Annotated in this window: 19 protein-coding genes; 6 read left to right on the top strand and 13 right to left on the bottom strand. The window is 63.8% G+C overall.

Annotation, left to right across the window (positions count from 1 at the left end):
- Nucleotides 1-68: 68 nt before the first annotated feature.
- Nucleotides 69-1,667: an exodeoxyribonuclease VII large subunit gene (xseA, locus tag AB8A50_RS27005; RefSeq protein ID WP_439079525.1), complete on the top strand. Its 1,599-nt coding sequence runs from the start codon at nucleotides 69-71 to the stop codon at nucleotides 1,665-1,667.
- Between the two features lie 121 nt (nucleotides 1,668-1,788).
- Nucleotides 1,789-2,016, top strand: a complete 228-nt coding sequence (locus tag AB8A50_RS27000; protein WP_439079524.1) for a DUF2093 domain-containing protein — start codon at nucleotides 1,789-1,791, stop codon at nucleotides 2,014-2,016.
- Between the two features lie 118 nt (nucleotides 2,017-2,134).
- On the opposite strand, the gene lpxK is transcribed toward AB8A50_RS27000, so the two are convergent.
- The 6 genes from lpxK to AB8A50_RS26970 form a co-directional block, all read right to left on the bottom strand.
- Nucleotides 2,135-3,145 carry a tetraacyldisaccharide 4'-kinase gene (gene lpxK / locus AB8A50_RS26995; protein WP_439079523.1) on the bottom strand — a complete coding sequence of 337 codons (1,011 nt, stop codon included), beginning with the start codon at nucleotides 3,143-3,145 and terminating at the stop codon, nucleotides 2,135-2,137.
- Nucleotides 3,138-4,442, bottom strand: coding sequence for a 3-deoxy-D-manno-octulosonic acid transferase (locus AB8A50_RS26990; protein ID WP_439079522.1), 1,305 nt, complete (start codon nucleotides 4,440-4,442; stop codon nucleotides 3,138-3,140). Before AB8A50_RS26990 ends, lpxK begins: the two co-directional genes overlap by 8 nt.
- Nucleotides 4,435-5,148: a lysophospholipid acyltransferase family protein gene (locus AB8A50_RS26985; RefSeq protein WP_089261893.1), complete on the bottom strand. Its 714-nt coding sequence runs from the start codon at nucleotides 5,146-5,148 to the stop codon at nucleotides 4,435-4,437. The genes AB8A50_RS26990 and AB8A50_RS26985 overlap by 8 nt, the downstream gene beginning before the upstream one ends.
- On the bottom strand, nucleotides 5,145-5,390 hold the full coding sequence (locus AB8A50_RS26980) for a DUF4170 domain-containing protein (RefSeq protein ID WP_068733639.1): 246 nt from the start codon (nucleotides 5,388-5,390) through the stop codon (nucleotides 5,145-5,147). Before AB8A50_RS26980 ends, AB8A50_RS26985 begins: the two co-directional genes overlap by 4 nt.
- Nucleotides 5,391-5,451: 61 nt before the next feature.
- Nucleotides 5,452-6,261 (bottom strand): 3'(2'),5'-bisphosphate nucleotidase CysQ, encoded by an 810-nt coding sequence (locus AB8A50_RS26975; RefSeq protein WP_439079521.1) that lies wholly within the window; start codon nucleotides 6,259-6,261, stop codon nucleotides 5,452-5,454.
- Nucleotides 6,248-7,648 (bottom strand): TldD/PmbA family protein, encoded by a 1,401-nt coding sequence (locus AB8A50_RS26970; protein ID WP_439079520.1) that lies wholly within the window; start codon nucleotides 7,646-7,648, stop codon nucleotides 6,248-6,250. The genes AB8A50_RS26975 and AB8A50_RS26970 overlap by 14 nt, the downstream gene beginning before the upstream one ends.
- A 285-nt stretch (nucleotides 7,649-7,933) precedes the next feature.
- On the opposite strand from AB8A50_RS26970, the gene AB8A50_RS26965 reads away from it, so the two are divergent.
- Complete coding sequence (locus tag AB8A50_RS26965; protein WP_439079519.1) at nucleotides 7,934-8,458, top strand: DUF6101 family protein; 525 nt, start codon at nucleotides 7,934-7,936, stop codon at nucleotides 8,456-8,458.
- A gap of 27 nt (nucleotides 8,459-8,485) precedes the next feature.
- On the opposite strand, the gene AB8A50_RS26960 is transcribed toward AB8A50_RS26965, so the two are convergent.
- The 7 genes from AB8A50_RS26960 to AB8A50_RS26930 form a co-directional block, all read right to left on the bottom strand.
- Entirely contained in the window at nucleotides 8,486-9,928 is a 1,443-nt protein-coding gene (locus tag AB8A50_RS26960) for an FAD-binding oxidoreductase (RefSeq protein ID WP_439079518.1), read from the bottom strand.
- 20 nt (nucleotides 9,929-9,948) lie between these two features.
- Nucleotides 9,949-10,944: a Bug family tripartite tricarboxylate transporter substrate binding protein gene (locus tag AB8A50_RS26955; RefSeq protein ID WP_439057289.1), complete on the bottom strand. Its 996-nt coding sequence runs from the start codon at nucleotides 10,942-10,944 to the stop codon at nucleotides 9,949-9,951.
- A 115-nt stretch (nucleotides 10,945-11,059) separates the two neighbouring features.
- Nucleotides 11,060-11,656, bottom strand: a complete 597-nt coding sequence (locus AB8A50_RS26950; protein ID WP_439057287.1) for a thiamine pyrophosphate-dependent enzyme — start codon at nucleotides 11,654-11,656, stop codon at nucleotides 11,060-11,062.
- Nucleotides 11,644-12,186, bottom strand: a complete 543-nt coding sequence (locus AB8A50_RS26945; RefSeq protein WP_092139105.1) for a thiamine pyrophosphate-binding protein — start codon at nucleotides 12,184-12,186, stop codon at nucleotides 11,644-11,646. Before AB8A50_RS26945 ends, AB8A50_RS26950 begins: the two co-directional genes overlap by 13 nt.
- Before the next feature lie 147 nt (nucleotides 12,187-12,333).
- Nucleotides 12,334-13,272, bottom strand: a complete 939-nt coding sequence (locus AB8A50_RS26940; protein ID WP_439079517.1) for a LysR substrate-binding domain-containing protein — start codon at nucleotides 13,270-13,272, stop codon at nucleotides 12,334-12,336.
- A 33-nt stretch (nucleotides 13,273-13,305) separates the two neighbouring features.
- Nucleotides 13,306-14,238 carry a 4-hydroxybenzoate octaprenyltransferase gene (gene ubiA, locus AB8A50_RS26935; protein ID WP_439079516.1) on the bottom strand — a complete coding sequence of 311 codons (933 nt, stop codon included), beginning with the start codon at nucleotides 14,236-14,238 and terminating at the stop codon, nucleotides 13,306-13,308.
- A 25-nt stretch (nucleotides 14,239-14,263) separates the two neighbouring features.
- On the bottom strand, nucleotides 14,264-14,974 hold the full coding sequence (locus AB8A50_RS26930; protein WP_374725691.1) for a hypothetical protein: 711 nt from the start codon (nucleotides 14,972-14,974) through the stop codon (nucleotides 14,264-14,266).
- Between the two features lie 202 nt (nucleotides 14,975-15,176).
- On the opposite strand from AB8A50_RS26930, the gene AB8A50_RS26925 reads away from it, so the two are divergent.
- From AB8A50_RS26925 to hisG, 3 genes are all read left to right on the top strand, one after another.
- Nucleotides 15,177-15,938, top strand: a complete 762-nt coding sequence (locus AB8A50_RS26925) for a 16S rRNA (uracil(1498)-N(3))-methyltransferase (RefSeq protein WP_439079515.1) — start codon at nucleotides 15,177-15,179, stop codon at nucleotides 15,936-15,938.
- Between the two features lie 113 nt (nucleotides 15,939-16,051).
- Nucleotides 16,052-17,218 (top strand): ATP phosphoribosyltransferase regulatory subunit, encoded by a 1,167-nt coding sequence (locus AB8A50_RS26920; RefSeq protein WP_439079514.1) that lies wholly within the window; start codon nucleotides 16,052-16,054, stop codon nucleotides 17,216-17,218.
- Entirely contained in the window at nucleotides 17,215-18,192 is a 978-nt protein-coding gene (gene hisG, locus AB8A50_RS26915; protein ID WP_439079513.1) for an ATP phosphoribosyltransferase, read from the top strand. Before AB8A50_RS26920 ends, hisG begins: the two co-directional genes overlap by 4 nt.
- Nucleotides 18,193-18,275: the final 83 nt, after the last annotated feature.

The raw sequence follows: 18,275 nt of genomic DNA, 5'->3' as shown, positions 1-18,275 counted from the left end.
ATCAATATCTGATTGGCGTTTTGCGACCGACATCCCTACTTTGCGACCATCCTGAAAGCCGAGATTCGATGCCCAAAGCCGCCGCCCCCCTCACCAATTCCCCCGAATTCACCGTCTCCGAGCTGTCCTCAGCCCTGAAACGGACGGTGGAAGACACATACGGGAACGTGCGGGTGCGCGGCGAAATCTCGGGTTTTCGCGGGCCGCATTCGTCCGGCCACTGCTATTTCTCGCTCAAGGACGAGAGCGCCAAGATCGAGGCGGTGATCTGGAAGGGCGTCCATGGCCGGATGCGGTTCAAGCCGCAGGAAGGCCTCGAAGTCATCGCCACCGGCAAGCTGACCACCTATCCAGGCTCGTCGAAATACCAGATCGTCATCGAGGCCATCGAACCCGCGGGCGTCGGCGCGCTGATGGCGCTGATGGAAGAGCGCAAGCGCAAGCTTGGCGCCGAAGGCCTGTTCGACGAAGCGCGCAAGCAGCTGCTGCCATGGCTGCCGGAAGTCATCGGCGTAGTGACATCGCCCACCGGCGCTGTCATCCGCGACATCCTGCATCGGCTGGAAGACCGCTTCCCGCGCCGCGTGCTGGTCTGGCCCGTGAAAGTTCAGGGCGAAGGCTCGGCCGAACAGGTCGCCGCCGCGATCCATGGCTTCAATGCGCTGCCGGTGGGCGGCGCCATTCCGCGGCCGGATCTGCTGATCGTCGCGCGCGGCGGCGGCTCGCTGGAAGACCTGTGGTCGTTCAACGAAGAAATCGTGGTGCGTGCTGCCGCCGAGAGCATAATCCCGCTGATCTCGGCCGTGGGCCACGAGACCGACATCACGCTGATCGATTTCGCCGCCGACAAGCGCGCGCCGACGCCGACAGCCGCTGCCGAAATGGCGGTGCCCGTGCGCGCCGAACTGATGGTGGAGATATCCGGCTTCGAGCGCCGCATGATGCTGTGCTGGCAGCGCGGCCAGGAATCCCGCCGCAACGAACTACGCGCCGCAGCGCGTGCTCTGCCGGATCTCAGCGAACTGCTCGCGATTCCGCGCCAGCGTCTCGATGGCGCAACCGCATCGCTGCCGCGTGCGTTGAAGGCCAATACCCACGCGCATCATCGCCGCTTCGCGCAGGCCAGCGCCGGGCTGACGCTGCGCGTCCTGCGCGCACAGATCGCCCATGCCACGCAGCGACTGACGGTATCGGGTGAACGCTTGAGCCTCTCCGCGCGCGCACTGCTTCGGCAGCGCCGCGATCGCTTCACTGGCCTTGAAGCACGATTGAAGGCTTCCAAGCTCGCCAATGCGCAGGCGCAGCGCAATGCCATCACGCGCGATCGGGAGCGCGCTCTGCGCCTTGCCGAACGCGCGCGCCGTGCATTGACGACACTGGTGCAGCGCCAGCAGGCGCGCGTACAGGCGTCGAGCCAGTTGCTCGGTGCCCTCTCCTATCGCAGCGTGCTGGCCCGCGGCTTTGCGCTGGTGCGCGACGAGCAAGGCGCCGCGCTGCATGCCGCCGCCAACATCGGAGCGGGCGCGCGCCTGAGCATCGAATTCGCCGATGGCCGCGTCGGCGTGACCGCCGATGGCGACCGCCCGGCCGCTGTGCGTGAAGCAAAGCCTGCGGCACCGGCCGCGCCGAAAAAGGCGACGAAAATCGATCAGGGCAGCCTGTTCTAGAGGCCGCGCGGACAGCCTTTATTGGGCGACGCCGCGGCCCTATTTATGCTACGAGATGACGACATTCAGGGCCGGTGAGCGATCCGGCAAGACGACTTAGTGACGATCCAGGAGACAAGCCGTGCTGAACAAATTTGGCCCCTCGGGCCACGGCGAAGCCCAGTTGCAATATCTCGACGGCGATTTCCGCGTGGTGTCGCCCGGCACCTATGTAACTTGCGCCATCACAGGCGAGCGCATTCCGCTGGATGAGCTGAAATACTGGAGCGTCGATCGGCAGGAAGCCTATGCGGTGCCGAACGCGGTGCTGGCGCGGCATTTTCCGGACGCCGTGAAGGGTCAGAAGTAAGGCCGTAGGATGGGTAGCGCGTCTTCGCGAAACCCATCATCTCCCCGCACGAAAGGTGATGGGTTTCGCGGAGTTTATCATCGGGCGCGCTTCGCGCGACCCGTTGGCTCTACCCATCCTACCTTCCGAGTGTCTTCACTCTTGCCCGATTGAGCTTCTCGACCACGAAAGCCTGCAGCGCCGCCTTGTCTTCGAAGGCCAGCGTGACGGCGAATGGTACGATCTCCGCCGCGGCCGGCATGCTGCTGAGCTTGACGATGTCCTTCTCTGTCGTCACCAGCACTAGCCCATCACGCTTCGCTTGCAGGGTCAGCGCGTCGATCTCCCCAGACGTATAGGGGTGGTGATCGGCAAAGGCTTTCTCCGCAGCCACGTCCACACCTGCATGACGCAACGTCCGGAAGAAGCGTTGAGGATCGCCGATTCCCGCAAAGGCCAGCACGCGCTTGCCGCGCAAGGCTGCCACTGACGCCTCATCCGGCACAAGGCGCGCCGTCAACACCGGACCGCCCCGGCCCGCGACCAGCGCCGCCACGCCCGTCGCTGCAACACCATCGCCAATCACGACGAGCGCATCGGTGCGTGCGATCTGCAGATCGAGCGGCGCGCGCAAAGGTCCCGCGGGCAGCACGCGCCCGTTGCCGAGACCGCGATTGCTGTCGATCACAATGAACGACGCATCCTTGGCGATGGCCGGATTCTGAAAGCCGTCATCCATCACGATCACGCTGGCGCCGGTCGAGCGCGCCAGCGCGGCGCCTGCGACGCGATCCCCTGAGATCACCACCGGTACCTGTCGTGCCATCATCAACGGTTCGTCGCCAACATCTGCCGCCACGTGCCTCGACGGATCGACTTTCACCGGGCCGCGCAACTTGCCGCCATAGCCGCGGCTGAGCACCACCGGCGTCTCGCCGAGATCGCGCAGCACGTGTACCAGTGCTAACGTGGTCGGTGTCTTGCCGGCACCGCCGACGTGATAATTGCCGACGCAAAGAACGGGAATGCCGACATCGACGCCCTTGCGGGCCATGCGGCTGCCTGCGACTTCGCCATAGATGGCGCCAAGCGGCATCAGCAGACGCGACAACCATGTCGATGGCGGCCGCCAGAACGCCGGCTCACGCATCCTGCGCTCCCGCTTCGAGCCGGAGCTGCATCAAATAAGGCTCCAGCGCATGCAGGGTGCGGTCGAGCGCGCCGCCAAGCCGTTCAACCACGCGATGCCCAGACTCGATTGCGGCCTCGCGTGCCGTCTCGTTACCGAGCATCTGGCCGAGCTGTTTCACCAATTGCTCGGAGGAGTCGGCGAGCTTCGCGCCGCCAGCTCCATCCAGTGCCTCATAGACGTCGGTGAAATTGAAGACATGCGGACCATGCACCACGGACGCACCGAGCTTCACGGCTTCAATCGGATTCTGCCCACCATGCGGCACCAGCGAGCCGCCGATGAACACCACCGGTGACAGGCGATAGAACAGGCCGAGCTCGCCCATGGTGTCGGCGACATAGATATCAGTGCCTGCATGCGGCAACTCCTCGCGCGAGCGCAAGGCAACCTGCGCACCTGCCACCGTGATCATCTGCGCGATATCCGCCCCGCGATGGGCGTGGCGCGGCACGATGACCGTCAGCAATTTCGGGAAGAAACTTGTCAGCGTCTTGTGGGTCTCAAGGATTATCTCTTCTTCACCGGGATGCGTCGAGGATGCGACGATGATGGGGCGACCGCGCGTCACCGCCATGAGCTTGTCCAGCTTCACGGCGTCGCTGGGCGGCGCCTGCACATCGAGCTTCAGATTGCCTGTCACGACGACGCTGCGCGACCCCAAGGCGCTGAAGCGCTCGGCGTCGGTTTCGGACTGCGCCAGGCAGATCTCGAAACGGCCGAGCAACGCGCCGATGGTCGCCGAGAATTTCTGCCAGCGCGGAAACGAGCGCTGCGACATGCGCGCATTGATCAGCACCATCGGCAACCGACGCTTGGCGGCGGAGATGATCAGGTTCGGCCAGAGATCGCTCTCGATGAACAGTGCCAGGCTCGGCTTCCAGTGATCGAGGAAGCGCGCCACGAAGCGCGGTGAATCATAGGGGATGTATTGATGGATGATATCGGTCGGGAATCGCTTGGCGATGATTTCGGCCGAGGTGACCGTGCCCGACGTCAGCAGAATGCGCATACCCAGCGCGCGCAGCCGCTCGATCAGCGCCGCCGCCGCCAGCACTTCGCCGACGCTGGCGCCGTGAATCCAGACCAGCGGCCCGGCGGGGCGCTCGATCTGCGAGATGCCGCAACGCTCGTCGAGGCGCGCGGGATCTTCCTTGTTCTTTTTCAGCCGTTGCCTGATCAGGACCGGCGCAAGCGGCGTCAGCGCCGCCGACAATCTGCGATAGACGCGCAGCGTGATCGGCAGCGCGTTAGGCACGACGCGCGCCTTCCGGCCGACCTACCGCGTCATAGGCACGCTGCGTGGCCTCGTTCAGCGTGGCTTCGAGCTGCAGGCGCAGCGCCTCCATCGTGGCAGCGTCGGCATCGGCAGGAACGCTCAGCGGTTCACCGCCGACCAGCACGCCGCGACCGAAAGGCAGATTGATCGTGGTGCGGTCCCAGTTGTTGAGCTGGACGTAGCGGCTGGTGGCCATGGCAAACGGCATGATCGGCCGGCCGCTCTCACGCGCCAGCATGATGATGCCCATGCCGGCGACACGCGAGCGCTTCGGCACGTCGGCCGTCAGCGCCATATTGATACCGCGCTCCAGCACCCGCACCATCTCCTTGAACGCACCGACACCGCCCTTGCGGTGAAACGCGCCGCCATGATCGCCGGAGCCGCGAACGGTGGCGATGCCAAGGCGCTCGGCGGCCAGCGCATTGAACTCGCCGTCGCGATGCTTCGAGATCAGCACCGCGCCGCGATAGTCCTTCTGCCGGATGAACGGCGTCATGAAGTGCTGGCCATGCCAGAACGCCAGGATGACCGGCATCTGCGGCTCGACGATGTCATAGACATCGACGGGATCGAAGGTGAAGGTATTGGTCTTCCAGACCAGACGCAAAAATTCGGCCGCGAGAAACCCCGCGGCGCGCTGAACCCAGCTGCTGCGCAGCGTGTTTCGGAGCAGTCGTTTCAAGCGGTCGGCTTCGCGTCTTGACCCGGATCGAGCAGCCGATGGAGATGGACGATGAAGTAGCGCATGTGGGCGTTGTCGACGGTCTGCTGCGCCTTGGCCTTCCAGGCGACAAATGCCGTCGCGTAATTCGGATAGACGCCGACGACTTCAACCTGGCTGAGATCCTTGAACGTCGTCTCTTTCAGGTTGGTCAGCTCGCCCCCGATGACCAGATGAAGCAGTTGCTGTGGTGTGTCAGACATGAATCCTGTTCCTGCAGCGACCGGCTGCGATCCGATAAGTCAAAGATAGTGGTGCAGCCGGTTAAACCCGGCGGTTCTGGAATTGCTCGACGATGTAAGCATGGCGATCGGCCCCCGCTGCCACCAGCAACCCGTGCGTGACTTCCCGGCGATTATAGAGGATGGGATCGCCCGAAAGCTCGGTCATCCTACCATTCGCTTCGTGCACGATCAAATCTGCGGCGGCCAGATCCCAGTCCCGGCTCTGCCCCCCGGCAAAGGCTGCATCCAGCCGGCCATTGGCGATCCAGCACAATCGCAGCGCCAGCGAGCCGATTCGCGGATAGAGGGTAATGTCCTGCCGGGGATGGACCATCCGCTCGACCAGAGGCTTCGGCCCCGCCACGCGCGAAAAGTCCATTGCGGAACCGGTCGTGGCCCGAACCGGAATGCCGTTGCAGGTGGTGCCCTGCCCGTGGATCGCCAGGAAAAATTCATCTGTGGATGGCGCAAATACCGCGGCCATCACCGGCCGGGCGTCCTCGACCAGCGCGACACAGACACACCAATCCTCGCGACCGGCGAGATAGCTGCGGGTGCCGTCAATCGGATCAATGATCCAGGTCAGGCGTTTGCCGAGGCGAGATTCGTCATCGGCGCTCTCCTCCGAAAGCCAGCCGTAATCGGGCGTCGCCGCGCGAAGCCGCTTCTCGATCAGATCGTTGACGGCGATATCCGCTTCGGAGACCGGGGAGGATTCGCCCTTGGTCCATTTCTTGAGTTCTGTACCGAACATTGCGAGGCCGAGCTCGCCGGCCGCCCGCACTGTGTCCGCCATCAGGGCAACATCGTGCGCGAGCCGTTTGTCTGTGTCGAGATCAGCGTCCGGCAATCGTCAGTCCCTCGACGCGCACGGTCGGCGCGTTGACGCCGTATTTGAACGTAAGGTCGTTGGCCGGGATCATCGACTTGAAAATCTCGAACAGATGACCGGCGATGGTGATCTCGCTGACGGCGTAGGTCAGCTTGCCGTTCTCGATCCAGAATCCGCCGGCGCCGCGGCTATAGTCGCCGGTCACGCCATTGACGCCCGAGCCGATCAGATCGGTGACGTAAAAACCTTCCTTGATATCGGCGATCAGGTCTTCGGGGCTCACGTCGCCCGCTTCCATATGCAGGTTATAGGCGCCGGGCGATGGCGACGACGACACGCCACGATGCGCGTGGCCTGTCGTGGTCATGCCGAGTTCGCGCGCGGTCGCGCAATCCAGCAGCCAGGTCGTGAGCACGCCGCCATCGATGATGGCCTGCTGCTTCGTCGCAACGCCTTCGGCATCGAAGGACTGCGAGCGCAGGCCGCGCACGCGCAGGGGATCGTCGATGATGCGGATATTGCTGCTGAACAGCTGCTTGCCGAGACTGTCCTTGAGGAACGTGGTCTTGCGCGCGACGGACGCGCCATTGGCGGCACCGATGACATGACCGACCAGCGAGTTCGAGACGCGCGGGTCGTACACCACCGGCACCTTGCAGGTCGGCACCTTGCGCGGATTGGCCCGCGCCACCGTGCGCTCGCCCGCGAGTTTGCCAACACTCGATGGAGAGTCGAGATCAGACGCATGCAGCGCCGAGGTGAAGGCGTAGTCGCGCTCCATCTTGGTGCCGTCGCCGACGATCGCCGTCATCGAGACGCCCTGGCTGGATCGCAGATAGGAGCCATGGAAACCGGTAGAGGTCACCAGCACCATGCCGCCGATGCCGGTCGAGGCGGATGCGCCGCCCGACTTGGTCACGCCGTTCACCGCGAGCGCTGCCGCTTCGGCTTCCACCGCACGGCGCTCGAGTTCGCTCACCGACGGAACAACGGGATCGAGCAGATCGAGATTTGCAAAGTCGCGCGCAAGCAGCGCTGGGTCCGCAAGACCGACATATTGATCATCGGGCGCCACGCGCGCCATCGCGACAGCACGTTCGGCCAGTTGCGCGACATTGTCGCCGGACATGTCATTGGTGGAGATCACCGCCTGACGGCGGCCGACGAACACGCGCAGCCCCATGTCGTCGCCTTCCGAACGCTCGGAGGCTTCGACCTTGCCGTCACGCACTTCGACGCCATGCGACACGCCGCGCACCGCGACCGCATCCGCGGCATCCGCACCGGCCTTCTTCGCGGCTTCGACGAGCCGCTGTGCCAGCGTCGAAAGCGCGGACTGGTCGAGCAGATCGGAATTGTCGGATTTCGTGGAGGCGGACGACGACGCGTTTGGTGAAGAATTCACGAACAAAATCCCAACATTGAGAGACGATTTTCGACCGGTCCGAAGCGGTGATGGCCGCTGCTAGAGATGTGCCTATTTCGCAGGGACTTCAAGCATTTGCCGTGCGGAAAAGGAGAGAATTTCAGGGCTTTCGCAAGGACTCGTCAATCATGCCTGCCAAGCTTCTGTCAATCATGAAGGGCAGTCGGATTCGATTAACCAGCCTTTTTAAGCCGATTCCGAACCGGCTCTGGCAAGGTCTCCCCATCGACCGGGAACATAATTCCGGCGGGGAGATAAAAAGCCGTGAGGCATCAAACAGCGACAGGTGGGGCCCATGCCCCGGGATCGGGCAGCGCATTGCGGCTCGATCCCCATTCACTTCCGGTTCGTTTCGAGGCGCATGACACCCGCGCCGACGGAGCGATCCGCCATATCGAACTGCATCGCACCCGCGTCGTCCTGCATCGTGCCGTCGGCGGCATGCGCATGGCGATCAATGTGCGCGTCAGCGATTTTCTCGGCGTCACCTTGCGCGGTCTCGACGACGGCAAGATGCTGATGCTCGCGCATCGCGATCCTTCACTGTCGATTCCATTGCTGGTCAGTTCGGATCGCGAAGAAATCGACATGGCCTGGCAGATGTGGAGCGAGATCTTCGCGCTTCCGCAATTGCCGGAAGAGAAGACTTACGAACCGTCTCAGCGCCGCCGTCGCCGCAATGCGATTCGCGAGCGCCGCCCGAAATTCCTGGTGCGTCGTCGTCCGGGCGGATTGCTCGGCGAAGCCGGTGTCTACAAGGATGAGCGCGAAATCATCGCGCGACACTAAGAAGACAGGCAGGAGCCTCCTGCCGTCTTACTCTCCCGGCAGTCGCAACACCTTGACCGGATTCATCATCCGGTCGGGATCGAGCGCGAGCTTCACACGCCGCATCAGATCGAGCTCGACCTCCGACGTGTAGAGCGGAAGCCGATCGATATGCATGCGGCCGATGCCATGTTCTGCACTGATGCTGCCGCCACAAGCCACGCTTTCCTGATGCACAATGGTGTTGGCCTCGTGCGCCGCAGCCTCGCGCACCTGCGCATCGCCGATGTCGTAGGGAAACACGACGATCACATGCACATTGCCATCGCCGACATGCCCGCAATGCGCGACCTGCGCATTGGGCAGTTCGCGCTGCAGCCGACGCGTGACGCGGTCGATGAATTCCGGCAGCGCCGAGATCGGCACCGACGTATCGTTCGACACCGTAAAACCCTCGCGCTTGTTGGATTCCGAAATCGTGTGACGCAGGTTCCAGATCCGCTCGGCCTTGGCCTGATCGGTCGCAATCACCGCATCGCCGATGAGCCCTTCCTCCATCGCTGCGGCCAGTGCCGTCTCCAAGCTTTCCACGGCGTTCCAGTCCGCGGCGCTGTCCGCCAGTTCGAGCAGCACATACCATGGCGCCTCACCCGCCATCGGACTGCCGCTCGCAGAACCATGACGCAGCACGATCTGCAATTGGCTCTGCGACATCAGTTCAAAGGCCTCGACACGACCGCCCGTCGTGCGCTGCAGATACTGCAATAGCGCAATCGCCTGGCCGACCTCGTCCATCGACACCATTGCCGTCGCTGACACCATGAGCTTCGGATACAGTTTCAGCACAGCGGCAGTGACGATGCCGAGCGTGCCCTCAGCGCCGATGAAGAGCTGTTTCAGGTCGTAGCCGGTATTGTCCTTGCGCAGCGCCTTGAGGCCATTCCAGATGCGACCGTCTGCCAGCACCACTTCCAGCCCGAGCACCTGCTCGCGCATATTGCCGTAACGCAGCACACCGGTGCCGCCGGCATTAGTAGATATCAGCCCGCCGACCTCGCAACTGCCGACGCTGCCGAGCAGCACGGGAAACTGCCGGTCATGCTGGTCAGCCAGCGCACGCACATCCGCCAGAATGCAGCCGGCTTCCAGCGTCACCGCATTGTTGAGTGGATCGAGATGACGCACACGGTTGAGCCGCGAGACATTGACGATCAGACAGTCCAGTCCATCCGGCGCAATGGCACCGCCGGTGAGCCCGGTATTGCCGGCTTGCGGCACGACCGCCACACCGAAGCTGCGGCAGACGCCCATCAGTGCCGCAACTTCCTCCGTATTTCCCGGCAGGGCTACAGCGACAGCAGCCCCGCGATAACGGGCGCGCCAGTCTTGCTGATAGGAATCGGCATCCGCACCAGTACGCACATATTTGCCGCCAATGACTGCGGCCACGGCAGCAAGAAATGCAGCAGGATCAGCTTTCAGAGACGTCAACACGCTATCCTTCCGCAGAGCTACTCAGCCTTCAGACCGGCGGCCTGGATGATCGGACCCCACTTCACGCCCTCGGCCTTGACCTGCGCCTCGAGCTCGGCGCCGGTCGAGCCCACCGGATCGCCGCTCAGCTCGCGCAACTGCTTCGCCACGTCCGGATCGGCGACGGCCTTGCGGAACTCCGAACTCAACCGCTCTGCCAGCGCAGGTGCCATACCGGGCGGGCCGAACACCGCGTTCCAAGTATAGGTCTCGTAGTCAGGCAGGCCGGACTCTGCAATGGTCGGGATGTCCGGGAAGGACGGCGACCGCTTCTTGGTGGTGACGGCGAGCGTGCGGATTGAGCCCGCCTTGATGAACGGTGCCGCACCACTCAGCACGTCGAACAGAACCGGGATCTGTCCGCCCATCAGGTCGTTCATGGCCGGTGCACCGCCGCGATAAGGCACGTGCTCCATCTTCACGCCCGCCTGCACCTTGAACAGTTCTCCCGACAGATTCGGCGGCGTCCCAACGCCGGACGATCCATAGCTGTATTTGGTCGGATCGGCCTTGAGCAGCGCGATAAGCTCGCCGACGGTAGTCGCCTTCACCTGCTTGGACACCATCAACACATTGGGCACCGTCACCAGCATCGAAATCGCGGTGAAATCCTTGACCGGATCGTAAGGCGGCACCTTCGCCATCAACGGATTGATCGTGTGGGTGGAGATCGTGCCCATCAACAATGTCAGCCCATCGGGCTTCGCGCGCGCGACCCGCGTGGCACCAACCACACCGCCTGCGCCGCCGACATTTTCGATGAGGATCGTTTGCCCGATCTGATCGGAGACCTTCTTGGCCACATGCCGGCTGACGATGTCGGTGGCCCCGCCGGCTGCGAAAGGCACGACCAGCGTGATCGGGCTTTTCGGCAGGTCCGCCTGGGCCCAGACACTGGTACCTGGAATCATCATGCTGGACGCCGTAACGGCTGCCGAGCGGCAGAACGTGCGGCGCGTGATCTTGCTCGCCATTGTTTCCCTACCCTTGATGATGTTTTTATTTCCCACACTGGTTTTCCAGCATTGGGTCTCCCAGCGATCGTCAGAAGGGCGCCGCATCCATGTGGATGAGCGCCCTTCCGTCTGTTCAGAGCGGCGCGTGGCCCAGCGCTGCACGGAATCGGTTCTTCACATAGACACCATCGCGGGGCGGCAGCACGCGGGGCGGATTTTCCGCTTTCACCTTGATGGTCGCAAGCTTGACGCCATCGCGCGACGACAGCCGACCGCGCAGATCCTCCACACCGGCCATGTCGCGAATCTCGCGCGTCCAGCCGAAGCCGCAGGCTTGCGCCACGCGATCGAGATTGACGCCGAGCCCGGCATGGCTGACCTGCATGCCGGTCTCGCCGAAATGCCCGTTGTCGAGGATGGCGATGGTGAGATTGGCAGGTTTGCGCGTGGCAATGGTGGCAAGCCCGCCCATGCCCATCAGCATCTCGCCATCGCCGGTGATGACCAGCACCGAATGGTCGGGCTTCGCCGCCGCCAACCCAAGCCCGACCATGGCGGCGCTGCCCATCGCCGCCCAGAGATAGTAGTTGTTGTCGTGGTCGCCGGCAGCCATCACGTCATAAGACGGTGAGCCGAGGCCGGTGACCACGAGCAGATCCTTGCGGCCGGCCAGCAGCTTCTGCACGACCTCGCGGCGATCGAGCGCGCCAGTTTCGTTTACTTGACCCACTGCTTCTCTCCGATCAAACGCTGCCCCAGGAGCAATGCGCAGGCTGCATCGCCATTGAATGCCATCGATGCGGCGCCATGCAACAGCGGCGCAACATCCTGCGGCTCATCGGCGCGCCAGGTCAGCACGCCCATCAGGTTGAGCGCCTTCTCGGTCGCCTGCCCCATCGGATTCTGCCACGCATTGAACTCGGCCCAGTCGCCGCGCATGGTCACGACCATCAGAAGCGGGAAGCGCGTGCAGGCCTGCAGCGCCAGCGTGTTGATACAATTTCCGACACCGCTGGACTGCATCAGCAGCGCGCCGCGCTCGCCACCGAGCCAGGCACCCGCGAGATAGCCGATGCCTTCTTCCTCGGTCGTCAGCACCACGGAATTGATCGCATTGTCCTCGTCGGCGAGACGGATCGCCGTGGAATGGCCGGCATCGGGCACATAGACGACGTGCTTGACGTCGGCCTCCTTCAGGATGCGGAACACATCGTGCCGCCAATCCACCTGTGAACCGGGCGTGGGCCCTGCATCTGACATTCCAGTCTCCGTTGCTTGCAGCATAGCGCTGACTCACGCTTAGCCCAAAGCAGACAGCCCGACGCATACCGATTTGCTCGAAGAGATATGCCGAGATTTGATCTCTGGCGTTGCAGCACGCGACAGCGCGCGCATGGTGCGACGCAGCTACGTTTTCCTGGGATCGATCATGTGTCCAACCCAGATATTCCGGGCGACAAGATCGGCGGCGATCTCCGTGAATGTATCGCCGACGAAGCGCGCCGCCGCGCTGACCGAACGGTCCGCCGGATAGGCCAGCACCAGCTTGCGCGCCGGCGTGGGATCGACCAGCGGCGCCGCACAGAGCACGCCGCTCTCGACCAGCGCATGGATCGGCGCGAGCGGCAAAGCAGTGGAGCCGACACCGTTGCGCACCAGATCGATCATCGCACCGAAGGAGTCCGCTTCGACACTGCCACGCAACTGGATGCCCGCCTGCCGCGCGCATTCCTCCATGATCCCGCGCAAGCCATGGCGAAGGCTCGGCAGAACCAGCTCTTCATGGGCCAGCGCCGCGAACGGAACGGGACGGTCCATCCGCAATCCCTTGCTGCCCGCGCTGACGAACAGCAGGTTCTCCATCATCACCGGCACGATGCGCAGTGAACGCAGCGGCTGCGGATCATAGGACACGGCGAGTTCGAGCTCGCCGCGCTGCAGCCAGTCGAGCAGATGGCCCGTGAAGGCCGATGACAGCCGGATCGAGAGTTGCGGATGCACTTCCTTGATCTTCTTCACCAGGGGAACGGTGACGATCTCGGCCACGGTCGGCGTCGTGCCGATGGAGACAAGCCCCTTGAACGACGCGCTCTCCTCCGAGGTGACATTGCGAATGGCATCGAGCTCGGTCATCACGCGGGTGGCGTGGTTGAGAACGTCGCGGCCGATCTCGGTGATGACCATGCCGCGCCCATGCCGTTCGAACAGCACGGCGCCAAGTTCCTTTTCAAGCAATCTGATCTGCCGGCTCAAGGCCGGCTGCGCGATGCGCAGGCGATCGGCGGCCTTGCTCAGGCTTCCCAGTTCAGCCACGTGGATGAGTGTCTTGAGCTGAGCGACGTCCATCTCTGTGTTCCACCAGTGCTTAGGAAGGCGCGATTACGCCGCCCGCATGATGGCATCCACAAGCAATCCTGCAAACAGCAGCAGTCCCGCATCGCGGTTGGATTTGAACAGCCGCAGGCACAGTGCGGAGTCGCTGATATCGATGCGCGTGATCTGCCAGGACAGATGCACCGCAAATGCTGCAAGGCCGAGCCATGCCGGCCAGCGCGCGCCAGCCAGTGCTAGCGCCGCGCCGATCAGCAACACGGCAAGCCCGTAGAACAGCATCAGCGCCTGGCGCGTACGTTCACCGAACAGCAGCGCCGTCGACTTCACGCCGATCAGCGCGTCGTCCTCGGTGTCCTGATGAGCGTAGAGCGTGTCATAGGCGATCACCCAGCAGATCGAACCCGCGTACAAAGCCAAAGCCGTTGCATCGATGCGGCCGAACACGACAGCAAAGCCCATCAGCGCGCCCCACGAGAAGGCGAGGCCCAGCACGCTCTGTGGCCAGTAGGTGATGCGCTTCATGAAGGGATAGGCGGCAACGATGCCAAGCGAGGCGATGCCGGTGGCAATGGCGAAAGTGTTGAACTGAAGCAGCACCACGAGACCGATCAGCGCCTGCAGCACTAGAAATGCAAAAGCCTGTTTCGCCGTGACCTGCCCGGCCGGAATCGGCCGCGAGCGTGTGCGCTCCACCTTGGCGTCGAGGTCGCGATCGGTGATGTCGTTCCAGGTGCAGCCGGCGCCGCGCATGACGAAGGCGCCGATAAAGAACAGCGCGATCATCTTGGGCAATTGATGGATATCGTGCGCCATGCCGGAGGCGAGCGCCGCCGACCACCAGCACGGCATCAGCAGCAACCATGAGCCGATCGGACGATCGAAGCGCGACAGCCGCAGATAGGGTCGCGACCACAACGGCGCCGAGCGATCGACCCAGTTGCCGGTCGCATCCGCAACGCGGGCGGCCGCGTCGCTCATCGGAACAGAATGATCTGCCACCCGATCATCGGGTGAGCACGTTGCCGTTCAGCGTATCGAAGGTGGTGCCGCCGCTCTTGCGCGCATTGTTCGCTTCCGGCAGCGATGCCGAGGAGCCCAGCACGTCGCTGAGGCGCGGCGCTGCCACCGGGCCGCCACCACCGCCACCCCGTTGCTGCTGCGCGACGCTGCACACCTTCTGCCGCATGCCTTCGGTGTTCTTGTGGCCGGTCTTCATCTGTTCGCCGACATTGGGCGGGATGCCGCACTTCTGCGCATTCGCCTCGATGTATTTGATCATCTTGACTTCGGTCTGCGAGAAAGAGGTGATCAGCTTGCAGGCCTCGTCCGGAGGCGCGCGACGCTCGCTCGCAGCCTTGATCGCAGCGCCCTTCTTTTCGGCGTCCTGACGCAGGGGCAGAAAGCCCTTCATGCAATCTTCGCCGCCGGGCGGGCCCGCCTGTTGCTGCGGAGGAGCGCCGAAGCCGCCACCACCGATCGGCGCAGCGCCATTGGAGGGAAACGCGCTGGGCGCAGCCGCCGCACCATTGACCGGCGGAAATGGCGATGCGCTGGCAGGCGCACCGTTCACCGGCGGAAACGGCGACGAACTCGCAGGCGCAGCCGAGCTGTTGCCCGGCAGCGGCGCGGGAAACGCGCCCTGGGCATGAACTTCGATAGCCTGCATGGCGAACACGGCCATGGACAGCGGCACAATCAAACGACGGATGATCACAGATATTCCTCCGGCAGCTCAGTGCCCCGATTGATCGGGGGCGAAGCCCATCCTGATTCAGGACTTTCTACGATTCCTGCCAAGCCTTAACAACCCACCAACAGCACGCGGATTCGGGCGGCAGCGCGGCGCAAACCCGCGTTCTCGCATGATAATTCGTCGCAGTTGGGCTAAAGCTCGCCCTCTGAATGGAACATGAACGATGCCGCAAGCCGATTTCCGCAGTCCCCGCCTGTTTGTCGATGCGCCTTTTGCAGCCGACGCAACCATTTCGCTCGACCGCAACCAGAGCAATTACCTCGGCAATGTGCTGCGGCTGGGCTCCGGCGCCTCGGTGCTGGTGTTCAACGGCAAGGACGGCGAATGGCAGGCCGCCATTTCCGGCGGCAAGCGGGCAGACCGCCTGACCCTGCTGACCCAGGTCCGGCCACAGGATACCCTGCCCGACGTGACATACGTGTTTGCACCGCTGAAACACGCCCGGCTCGACTACATGGTCCAGAAGGCCATCGAAATGGGCGCGGCGGCGCTGCAGCCGGTGATGACGCGCTTTACCCAAGCCAGCCGGGTGAATACCGAGCGGATGCGCGCCAACGTGGTCGAGGCGGCCGAACAATGCGGAATTCTGAGCGTGGCCAGCGTCGCCGAGCCGCTGAACCTGCCCAAATATCTCGACCAGCGGGATGCCAAACGGCTGCTGATCTTCTGCGACGAAGCCGCCGAGGCGGCCGATCCCATGACCGCGCTGATTGGCGCCCGGGCCGCCTCAGCCGGAATCGATGTGCTGATCGGCCCGGAAGGCGGCTTTGCCGAGGAAGAACGGGCTTTGCTGCTGAAACAGGCCAATATTCTCCGGCTGGCACTGGGTCCGCGGATCATGCGCGCCGATACGGCGGCGGTGGCTGCGCTGGCGCTCGTGCAGACTGCCCTTGGTGACTGGAATGGTAACCAAGTAGGCAAATAGCCCGCTGCCATGACCCGACATTAAGGCCACCGGGCGATGGTGGTCGAAACGTCGCAACCGCCATGCTATGGGCTGCGCCAACGACCACTCTGTTGAGATTGCTGGACTTCGAGATGACCAAACCCGCCGCCCCTCGCGCGACCGGATCCGCCGCCTGGGCGGATGCGCTGCTGTTGTCGTTTGCCGAGGCCGGCTACGCCCATGCCGAGCCGGCGATCCTGCAGCCGGCCGATCCGTTCCTCGATATGTCCGGCGAAGACATCCGCAAAAGCCTTTACTTGACGACTGACGCCTCGGGCGAAGAGCTATGCCTGCGGCCGGATCTCACGATCCCCGTGGCGCGCGATTATCTCTCCTCGCCGCAGGCCGGCCAGCCCGCGGGCTTCAGCTATCTCGGCCCGGTGTTCCGCTATCGTCAGGGCACGCCCAGCGAATTCCAGCAGGCCGGCATCGAATCCTTCGGCCGTCAGGATCGCGCCGCCGCCGATGCCGAAATGCTGGCGCTCGGCCTGGAGGCAACGGCCGCCTTTGGCCTCAGCGATATCGAAATCCGCACCGGCGACGTCGCGCTGTTCGCGGCGCTGATCGAGGCGCTCGACCTCTATCCGGTATGGAAGCGCCGGCTGATGAAGGATTTCAACCGCAAGATCAGCCTGACCCACGACCTCGACCGGCTCACCCTCGCCGAGTCGCCGGTGCGTAACGAATATGAAGGCGTACTCGCCGCGCTGGCAGGCTCCGACCGCAAGGCAGCGCTGGCACTGGTCACCGACCTGATGTCGATCGCCGGTGCCACCAATGTCGGCGGCCGTTCGGTGGCGGAAATCGCCGATCGCTTCCTCGAACAGTCGACGCTGAAAGGCGGCGCACTGCCGCGCGATGCGCTGGTGCTGATCAAGCGCTTCCTCGCAATCTCAGGCGATCCCGACGATGCCCTGCAGCAACTGCGCAAGCTCGCCTCCGATGCCAAACTCAATATCACGGCCGCCATCGACGAATTTGAAAGCCGCATCGGCTTCATGGCGGCGCGCGGTATCGATACCACCAGGACACGTTTCTCGACCTCATTCGGCCGCGGCGTCGACTATTACACCGGCTTCGAATTCGAACTGCACCGCAAGGGCAACGGCACCGAGCCGCTGGTCGCCGGCGGCCGTTATGATGGACTGCTGACGCAGCTCGGCTCCGCTACGCCGATTCCTGCGGTCGGCTTCTCGATCTGGATCGAAGCCCTCACTCACAACGCGTCCTCGGCGCTGGTTTCCGGGAGCGCGTCATGACCGCACCATTCGTCCTTGCCGTTCCCTCCAAGGGCCGGCTGCAGGAAAACGCCGAAGCCTTCTTCACCCGCGCCGGTCTGACGCTGGCGAAGCCGGGCGGCGTGCGCGATTACCGCGGCACCATTGCCGGATTCGACAATGTCGAAATCGCCTATCTCTCGGCCAGCGAGATCGCCTCGAACCTGGCGCGCGGCGCCGTGCATCTCGGCATCACCGGCGAAGATCTGCTGCGCGAGAGCATCCCCGACGCCGACAAGAAGGTCGCTTTGATCGATGGCCTGGGCTTTGGCAGCGCCAATGTGGTCGTTGCCGTGCCTCAGGCCTGGATCGACGTCCGCACCATGGCCGATCTCGATGACGTCACCACCGGCTTCCGCGCGCAGCACAATCGCCGCATGCGCGTCGCCACGAAGTATATCAACCTGACGCGCAACTTCTTCGCGTCTCACGGCGTGGTCGACTATCGCATCGTCGAAAGCGCCGGCGCCACCGAGGGCGCACCGGCCACCGGCACGGCCGAACTGATCGTCGACATCACCACCACCGGCGCGACCCTCGTCGCCAACGGCCTCAAGGTACTCGATGACGGCGTCATCCTGCGCAGCCAGGCCAATCTCGTCGCCTCGCGCGCCGCCGACTGGTCGGCGCAGTCCCTGGAAACTGCGCGCATCATTCTCGACCACATTGCCGCGCGCGCCCGCGCCAGCAAATACAAGGAAGTGCGCACCCGCTTCGCCGGCTGCAATCAGGCGCTCCTCACCGAGGCCCACAACCGCTTCGGCGTGGTGTCGCCGTTCGGCGGCCCGACCTCGTCGGGCATGATCACGCTGCACTGCCCGCCGGCGCAGCTTTACGCGCTGAGCAGCTTTCTACGTGCACACGGCGCAGATACCGTCTCGGTCGCCTCGCTCGACTATGTGATGGATCGCGAGAATCCGCTGTTCGCCAAACTTGAGGCGTTCTTGCGGCAGTAACGCGCAGCGCGGCGTTTCGCCTTGCTGGCGGACGCACTGGCTGATTACCATATGATTCATGGGCATATTTTGGATATCGGAAT

It is taken from the genome of Tardiphaga sp. 841_E9_N1_2, assembly GCF_051811065.1.
GTDB classification, from domain to species: Bacteria; Pseudomonadota; Alphaproteobacteria; order Rhizobiales; family Xanthobacteraceae; genus Tardiphaga; species Tardiphaga robiniae.
This window is presented reverse-complemented; position numbering and strand designations above follow the sequence as displayed.

What these genes read in the sequence shown, in the direction of transcription:
- AB8A50_RS26980 (WP_068733639.1), bottom strand. Translation starts at nt 5,390, where the DNA reads ATGTCTGACACACCACAGCAACTGCTTCATCTGGTCATCGGGGGCGAG.
- AB8A50_RS26920 (WP_439079514.1), top strand. Translation starts at nt 16,052, where the DNA reads ATGACCAAACCCGCCGCCCCTCGCGCGACCGGATCCGCCGCCTGGGCG.
- AB8A50_RS26945 (WP_092139105.1), bottom strand. Translation starts at nt 12,186, where the DNA reads ATGTCAGATGCAGGGCCCACGCCCGGTTCACAGGTGGATTGGCGGCAC.
- xseA (WP_439079525.1), top strand. Translation starts at nt 69, where the DNA reads ATGCCCAAAGCCGCCGCCCCCCTCACCAATTCCCCCGAATTCACCGTC.
- AB8A50_RS26940 (WP_439079517.1), bottom strand. Translation starts at nt 13,272, where the DNA reads ATGGACGTCGCTCAGCTCAAGACACTCATCCACGTGGCTGAACTGGGA.
- hisG (WP_439079513.1), top strand. Translation starts at nt 17,215, where the DNA reads ATGACCGCACCATTCGTCCTTGCCGTTCCCTCCAAGGGCCGGCTGCAG.
- AB8A50_RS26925 (WP_439079515.1), top strand. Translation starts at nt 15,177, where the DNA reads ATGCCGCAAGCCGATTTCCGCAGTCCCCGCCTGTTTGTCGATGCGCCT.
- ubiA (WP_439079516.1), bottom strand. Translation starts at nt 14,238, where the DNA reads ATGAGCGACGCGGCCGCCCGCGTTGCGGATGCGACCGGCAACTGGGTC.
- lpxK (WP_439079523.1), bottom strand. Translation starts at nt 3,145, where the DNA reads ATGCGTGAGCCGGCGTTCTGGCGGCCGCCATCGACATGGTTGTCGCGT.
- AB8A50_RS26955 (WP_439057289.1), bottom strand. Translation starts at nt 10,944, where the DNA reads ATGGCGAGCAAGATCACGCGCCGCACGTTCTGCCGCTCGGCAGCCGTT.